We start from the raw sequence: 8,424 nt of genomic DNA, 5'->3' as shown, positions 1-8,424 counted from the left end.
TATGCAATTACGCTTTATCCTTAAACTAAAATATAGTCTTCAAATAATTAACCAAGTGTATAAAGATACAAAAAGCATAAACATCATTTCTGCTTGAGATTATAATTTTTTGTCTGATTCCCAGTATCACATTCATTTATAACATTATTATCTCTTGATTTGCATATCACTAAATGGTGACGCTATTATTAACAAATGGCGTCACCAATCATTTTTACCACCTCCCCATCAAAAATTCTCTCACCGAAACATTTCTGATTCCTTCATAGGTATTACCATGAAACTCATCTTCTGTAACAATCATTTTGGGATAATTATCCTGAATTTTAAGCAAGTTACCAAACTCCCGTTCGATAGTTTGTTCATTATCCAGACGCAAAGCTACCTGGACATAAAGCTTTTCTGAAGCCTTTTCACAAACAAAATCAATTTCCAGAGGACCTAAATTTCCGACTTTTACCGAATATCCTAAATATAAAAGGTGGTTATAAACTACATTTTCCAAGATTTTCGCTTTATCCGACAGACGATAACCGGCTACAACATTACGAAGCCCCATATTCTCAAAATAATACTTTTCGCCTATTTCAAAAATTCTTTTACCTATAAGATCGTAACGTTCTACCCTATGAATCAAAAAAGAACTGGATAAATATTCCACATAATTAAGAATCTGATTTACAGAAACAGTTGTGTGCTGTGACTTCAAATAGTCGCTTATGTTTTTAGCAGAAAACAAACTACCGGTATTTTCAGAAAGGAAACGCACTAACTTCTCCAAGAATGCCGAATTCCGAAGATTATACCGACTTACTACATCACGGTATACAATAGTCGAATAAACACTTTTCAGGTATTCATCTACCACCTCATCCGTCAACGTCAAATTGATTAAATAAGGAAGTCCTCCGTATCTGGCATATTGGGCATAACTCGCAAAGGAGTCTTCAAGTGTATGGAATTGCAGAAATTCAGGATAAGATAAACTATAAACTGTAAATTCTACATAACGCCCACTCAAATAAGTGGCCAGCTCACCGGATAACATATGAGCATTACTTCCTGTTATATAAATATCATTGAATTCATTCAATAACAAAGAACGCAATGCCTTTTCAAATTCCGGAATATCCTGTATTTCGTCAATGAAAATATAATTATAAAAACCTTTCCGTTGCAGGGATGAGATATGGCTATGCAAATCAGCTGCAGAACGGATATGATCAAAAGCCATATCTTCCTTATTTATATATATAATATTAGCTTTTGGATCGGTCGACTGTATTTCTTCCATCAGCTGGAATAACAGGTAACTTTTCCCTACACGTCTTTGCCCGGTTAAGACCTTAATGATCGGCTTTTGGATAAAAGCTCTATCTTATGGATATAAGAATTTCTACGCCTGATAATAGTTGGTAAAATCATATACTAAAAGTTTTAAGTATAATTCAAACTTTCGCAAATATAAGAAATAGTTTTAAGTATAATTCAAACTTTTCAGTATAATCGTCTCTTTTTTATACCTCCACTTACACCTCCCCAATATTCGAATCCACCACCAGGCTATCCGGCAATTCCGCCGGTTCCGGCCGCTTCACATAGATGCACATTCTGCGTGTCCCGTCTTCCACCAGGATACCATCGGCCACAAATTGTTTGAGTTCTTTACGTGCCAAATATTGGGTACAACCGTTTAAACCCTGATAAGCCAAGGTTGTAATATACGCATGTCGCTCCAGATACCGCAGCAACCGGCTTTCTTTTTCCTCCTGTGAAAAATCAGTTACCTTTGGTTCCTTATAACGTTCCACCGGCATTGTTTTCAGTTCATGCTTCAGTCCGGCACAACAACGAAAATTCACATTCTTGAAATGAACGGATTCACTACGCAACTCCTTCTTGTCTTCTACCGGGCGCGATTTCAACGATACACTGAAATAGCCGATTCCGTCGAGATAAACATTATATCCATCGCGAAGTTTCTCTTTCAGCATGTCGGAGAGCAGACGGACCGCTCCTTTCAGGTCGCCACCAGTATAAGTGGAACGCGAAGACGCTTCCTCTATTAAACGATCGGTACTCACTGTATCCCAGGGGACTATACGGGGATGCAATACGACTTTTTTACCTGAACCCTTTTTAGGCGGATTCTGCTCCATCTTGTAAATTGCTGTCATACCAGTGTGTTTTTATCATCCGGCCTATAGACTTTTATGGCTAAAGACAGGACTTAGTAAGTATTTGACCCAGGTCAACCATATATTCGCCCCAGGTCGAACTTCAATTTGCCCTAGGTCAACTATAAGGTTCACCCAGGTCGAAAGGTTAAGAATATACGACCAAAGATATAAAATATAAGTGGATAAACAATAGTTATCTCCTTTATTTTCAATAGATGAAATAGTTGTAGCCTTCCTGATAATGATCGGTCTTTACATGCTGTAAACCGACATTCAGGTACTTATCTTTGGATAAAATCAATTAAAAAAGAAGACAAATGAAAGCAACTTTATTCAGTGCAAATCAGAAAGCACAAAAGACAATCGAGATGGAAAAACTGGTCGGACTGATCCGTGACGGTTACAAGGAAAAGCAAGTGGCAGCCCTGCGCGAAGAATTGCGCTACACCATTCCCGGAGTTTCGGTAAAAGAGGCGAACCGGTTACCGGTCGTCTACTTCTGTTCTACCGTAAAAAAGCAGGATGGGACGTTTGTCAGAGACCAATATAACGGATTGGTCCTGCTCAAAATAAACAATCTCGCCAACCGCAACGAGGCAAAAAATGTCCGCCGGCAAGCAGCCGGATCATTACAGACAATGGCAGCATTTATCGGATCAAGCGGAAAGAGCGTAAAAATCATCATTCCTTTTACACTATCGGATCATACTGTCCCACAGAACGATACGCTTATTCGTTTTTTCCATGCCCGGGCCTATGACAGAGCGGCAGCCTATTACCGGGAAGAGTTGCAACAACAGATCACTGTTGAAGAAAACAAATTGGATGCAGCCTGCCGACTTTCATTCGATCCGGATATTTACTACAATCCGGACGCCCTGCCTATCCGGATCGAACAACTTTGGGAGATGCCGGAAAAGCTACCGGTTTCTGCACCGTCACCAGCCGTGACAGACCCGTTACAACGCCTCGTTCCCGGTTATGAACGAAGCCGGATCGTTTCGTTACTTTTCGAAAATTCATTACGGCAAGCCATGGATGCGACCGGTTATCGAAAAGGGGATGAAGATATCAAGCCTTTCCTTACTCGCCTTGCCGAGAACTGCTTCCGCAGTGGTATCCCGGAAGAAGAGGTGGTCAAGTGGTTGCCGGTACATACCCATTTCCGGATTTTTGAAGCGGAGATACGGACAACCGTACACAATGTCTACTGCCTGTCCTCCGGTTTTGGCCGGAAACCGTGTATCCGGCCGGAGCAGGCACTCGCCTTTCAAGCCGACGAATTTATGAAACGCCGGTATGAATTCAGATATAATAATATGAAGGGAGATGCGGAATACCGCGAACGAAAATCATACTATTTCAATTTCTTTCCTGTTAACGAACAGGTCCTCAACAGTATCAGCCTGAATGCGCAGGAAGAAGGTATCCCGCTATGGGACAGGGACGTAAAACGTTATATCTATTCCAACCGTGTGATGCATTATTCGCCTATTGAGGAATATATGCTGGAGTTGCCGGACTGGGATGGGACAGACCATATCCGCCGGCTGGCCGATACGTTGCCCTGCAATAATCCGGAATGGAGAAACCAGTTCTACCGCTGGTTCCTGAGCATGGTGGCCCATTGGAACGGGCTGGACCGGATGCATGCCAACAGTGTCTCCCCTCTTTTGATCGGCAGACAGGGATGCGGCAAGTCCACCTGGTGCCGGAATCTGCTCCCGCCCGAATTACTGGAATATTACACCGACAGTATCGATTTCAGCAATAAACGCGACGCCGAATTGTTACTGAACCGTTTTGCCTTGATCAATATCGATGAGTTCGATTCGGTATCGCCTTCCCATCAGGCATTCCTGAAACATATCCTCCAGAAGCCGGTCATTTATGCCCGCCAACCTTACAAGCGCAGTATCCAGCCGCTGAAAAGATATGCATCTTTCATTGCGACCTCCAACAATGTAGATTTGTTGAACGACCCGACAGGAAGCCGACGTTTCATCTGTATCGAACTGACCGGTAACATCAACCACAGTACCGGGTTAAACCATAAGCAATTGTATGCCCAAGCTGCCACCGCACTACGTAACAACGAACGCTATTGGTTCACCTCCGAAGAGGAAACTGCGATCATCCGGAACAACCACCAGTTCCAACAGATTCCGGTTGAAGAGCAACTCTTCTTCCAGTATTTCCGCTTGCCTGAAACAGGAGAACAGGGAGAACTGCTTCCTGCTGCCGAGATATTGAGACGGATCGAACAACGGAGCAAGATAAAATCCGGTATCCGCAACATGGCTCTGTTCGGCCGGCTGCTGCTAAAGAATAATGTAACCAAAAAACATACGAAAACAGGTAATTACTACCATGTAATTGAAATCTGATAAAACAACCGGGTGATGCCGTCCTCCTGTCATGGCGTCACCCCCCATACCCTTATGGTACAGTCTATTAAACATCTCTACTAGAACATGACACCGGATTTACTAAAATTTATATAAATAAGGAGAAATCTCCCACAAATTAGGATTCCCCTTTCATTTTAATTAATATTAACCTGCCCCCAATACATACAAAAGCTTAAAATAATACATCTTTCATCCTGAAACAAGGTATTAATCATTGTATACATACAGGTGTAACTATTTGTAAATCATAATGTTGTGTTTTAGAGTTACTGTAGTTCTTTTAGAACTAAGGTAATAACGCCAACTAAATATACGCCAGGCTCTAAATCGCTTTGTAAAGTTATATTCAAAATAAAGAACAGACTTTTGTTTCGCCAAAACATTGTCTATTAATGTTCAAATAAAACCATCAATTATGTTGAAAAACTTTAAGCCTGTAGCTTATTGCTGTTAGCCGGTACACTAGGTATCCCCGGATATGCGTCTGCGGATACGGTTACAGCAGGGCCGAGAACTAGTATTTCCCAGCAAGACGGAAAAGTTACGGGAACAGTTGAGGATGAATTCGGTCCCGTTGCCGGAGCATCTGTAGTAGTGAAAGGAACAACAAATGGTAACATTACCGACATGGACGGTAATTTTACTTTGGAAGGTGTGAAAAGTGGAGATATCATCCAGATATCTTTTATTGGGTACGCAACTCAGGAAATCAAGTACACTGGGCAAGGAACTATCTCTGTTAAATTAGCAGAAGATACCCAGAAACTGGATGAAGTGGTTGTAACTGCCCTGGGTATGAAACGCTCAGAAAAAGCCTTGGGTTACGCTGTAACTGAATTGAAAGGTGATGAATTGAAAACAAATGCTATTAACCCGGTAGCTTCTTTGCAAGGAAAAGTGGCTGGTGTTGAAATTGCATCTTCTGATGGCGGTATGTTTGGTGCTACTAAAATTCAAATTCGTGGAGCTTCCACTTTGAACGGCAACAACCAGCCTATTTATGTTGTGGATGGCGTTATTCTGTCGAATGATTTGTCTGGTACCGGTTCTTCCGACTGGGATTCGAATGCTAATGACTACGGTAATATGCTGAAGAACCTGAACCCGGATGACTTTGAAACTGTATCTGTATTGAAAGGTGCTGCCGCTACTGCTTTGTACGGTTCACGTGGTTTGAACGGTGCAGTTGTGATCACGACTAAGAGTGGTAAAGGTGCTACCGGTTTCGGTGTTTCTGTTTCTCAGACATTCGGTCTGGATCGTGCACACGGAGGTATGGAGCGTCAAATGCTTTATGGCCCCGGAACGATCGGTGGAGATATCAGCTACGGAGAAGTGAATGCGGACGGTAGCTATAAGAAATGGGATCAGAATCAATTCCGTTTGAACTCAAGAGGAGAGGGAACCGTTATCGGTGCTTCAACCATGTTGTGGGGACCGCGTTATGACGGTCGTCAGATTGAGAACTACGATGGCACAATGACTTCGTATTCACCGATTGAGAGCAATATGTCGGATGCTTACCAGACCGGGTTGAACTCAAATACCAATGTGTCTGTTCGTGGTGGAAACGAAACAACTAATTATTTTTCTTCTATCTCTTACAAGAAGGCTAAAGGTATTGTTGAAAACAATGATTTTGAACGTTACTCTTTGTTGCTGAAAGGTTCTCATAAGATCAGTAACCGTGTAGATGTAAATGCTTCTATCAGCTTTGCAAACTCTACACCGAAGAACGCACAGATCAATATTGGTGAAAGTTTCGCAACCGGAACTTATTCAACCATGTACGATACTAATTATTTCCGCGATAAATATCTGGGTGACCATCATACTGGTCTGGCTAGCAATGACTATGGCGATAAGTATGGTAGTGTGCCGGGTAAGAGTTTGTGGTTTAAGATAGACAATAACGATAAAACCCGTAAGGAAACCGTTGTTCGTCCGACTGTTGGGATCAATGTTAAGATGTTAGACTGGTTGTCTTTCCGTGCTGAAGGTAATATGAACTATTATTATACCAGCTGGGAAGATAAACAATTAGGCGAAGGCTACAATAACAAAGGCGGTTTTTACGAAATGGGTCAGGAATATAATAAGCAGACTACTTTCGGCGGAACTTTCACCTTTAACAAAGATGTAAAGGATTTCCATATCGGTGGTTTCCTTCGTGGTGAATACTATACGACAAGTGCAGCTACTCAGACATCTAAAACAGATGGTGGTCTGGCTGTTCCCGGTCAGTATTTTGTCGGTAACTCTTTGAATACCTCTAAAACGACGGCAGAAATTAAAAATACAAAACGTATTCTTTCCGCAGTAGCTGCTGTGAACCTGAGTTGGAAAAACCAGTTGTTCCTAGATATTACAGGACGTAATGACTGGTCTTCCGGTTTGATCTATACCAACGGAACGGGTAACTACTCCTATTTCTATCCGTCTATCGGCGGATCATGGTTGATCAATGAAACATTCCGTGATCAAATGCCTGAATGGATCAACCTGGCTAAGATCCGTGGTTCATGGGCACAGGTAGGTAACGATGCCAGTCCGTATTCTATTTATTCTTATTATACATTAGGTTCTTTATTGCAGCCGGATGGTTCCAATATCTTTACGAACTATTGGAATGATGATAATAAGAAACTGTTCAGCCCGAACCTGAAACCTGAACGTAAAAATTCATGGGAAATCGGTTTGGACTGGCGTATATTCGACAGCCGTATCGCCTTGGATGCAACTTACTACAAGGAAAATACGACTGATCAGATCATGACAATTGCTATCCCGTCTGAATCAGGTATCAGCAAACAGTTGATCAATGCTGGTAATATCCAGAACTCCGGTGTTGAAATTGCCTTGAATACGATTCCTTTCAAAAACAAAGACTGGGAATGGACATTGGACTTCACATTTACAAAGAACTCGAACAAGATCGTTGAACTTCACCCGAACGTAGCAAACTATATTGCCTTGGAAGGTGATGTGGCTTACGGTAACTACCGTGTAGGTTCTGTTGCGATTGTTGGTGGTTCTTATGGTATGTTGATGTCTGATGCAATGCCTAAAAAGAATGAAAATGGTGAAACCGTATTGACATGGCGTGATTCTTATCGTTCTGCATTTGCTCAACGTAGCGGCACTGCTGAAGAAGTAGGTAGCCTGGTTCCGAAGTTTATGGGTTCTATTGCTACAGGCGTAACCTGGAAAGACCTGAGTTTGCGTGTTGCCCTGGATGCCCGTATCGGTGGAAAGGTAGCTTCTTATTCTAATAAATACGGACAGGCTTATGGATTTACCCAATCTTCTTTGGACTTCCGTGATGAAGAACATGGTGGTATTACCTGGACTTCAAACTACGGAGATTCTAAGGGTATGACATTCCATGACGGTGTGATTCCTGAAGGTGTATTCGAAGCTGGTACAATGGCTACTTGTGTAGATGGTGTTAAACGCGACTTGGGCGGCATGAGTTTTGCTGATGCTGTGAATAAGGGATATTTGGAACCGGTACATGCTTCTGATTATCACTATTGGAGCAACCAGTGGGGCACTGGTACTATAAACGATTACTGGGTACATGACCTGAGTTATATCGCATTACGCGAAATCACATTGGGATACCGCGTACCGAAGACCATCGCCTCTAAAATAGGTGCAAAGGGACTGAACCTGTCATTCAGTGCAAGAAATCTGGGTTATCTGTATAACTCATTACCAAACAATATTAATCCGGAAAGTGTGCGTAGTAACAAATCGGCTGAGTTCCGTGAACGTTCAAACAGCCCAATCACATCCAGCTATATGTTCACTATCAATTTGGATTTCTAATT

Annotated in this window: 3 protein-coding genes and 1 pseudogene; 2 read left to right on the top strand and 2 right to left on the bottom strand. The window is 42.1% G+C overall.

Annotated features, from left to right (window positions below):
* Positions 1-214: 214 nt before the first annotated feature.
* A pseudogene (locus tag DXA15_RS17385) lies at positions 215-1,425 on the bottom strand (ATP-binding protein).
* Between the two features lie 104 nt (positions 1,426-1,529).
* Entirely contained in the window at positions 1,530-2,177 is a 648-nt protein-coding gene (locus DXA15_RS17380; RefSeq protein ID WP_128134857.1) for an HU family DNA-binding protein, read from the bottom strand.
* Between the two features lie 320 nt (positions 2,178-2,497).
* On the opposite strand from DXA15_RS17380, the gene DXA15_RS17375 reads away from it, so the two are divergent.
* A complete protein-coding gene (locus DXA15_RS17375; RefSeq protein ID WP_128134856.1) occupies positions 2,498-4,567 on the top strand; it encodes a VapE domain-containing protein in 2,070 nt (689 codons plus the stop codon).
* Between the two features lie 492 nt (positions 4,568-5,059).
* On the top strand, positions 5,060-8,422 hold the full coding sequence (locus DXA15_RS17370; protein ID WP_233567392.1) for a SusC/RagA family TonB-linked outer membrane protein: 3,363 nt from the start codon (positions 5,060-5,062) through the stop codon (positions 8,420-8,422).
* The last annotated feature ends 2 nt before the right edge of the window (positions 8,423-8,424 follow it).

Origin of the sequence: Parabacteroides sp. AM58-2XD (assembly GCF_003463685.1) — a bacterium.
Classification (GTDB): domain Bacteria; phylum Bacteroidota; class Bacteroidia; order Bacteroidales; family Tannerellaceae; genus Parabacteroides; species Parabacteroides segnis.
This window is presented reverse-complemented; position numbering and strand designations above follow the sequence as displayed.

Bases quoted from the DNA above. Each gene is read 5' to 3' on its own strand.
- DXA15_RS17375 (WP_128134856.1), top strand. From the start codon at position 2,498: ATGAAAGCAACTTTATTCAGTGCAAATCAGAAAGCACAAAAGACAATC.
- DXA15_RS17380 (WP_128134857.1), bottom strand. From the start codon at position 2,177: ATGACAGCAATTTACAAGATGGAGCAGAATCCGCCTAAAAAGGGTTCA.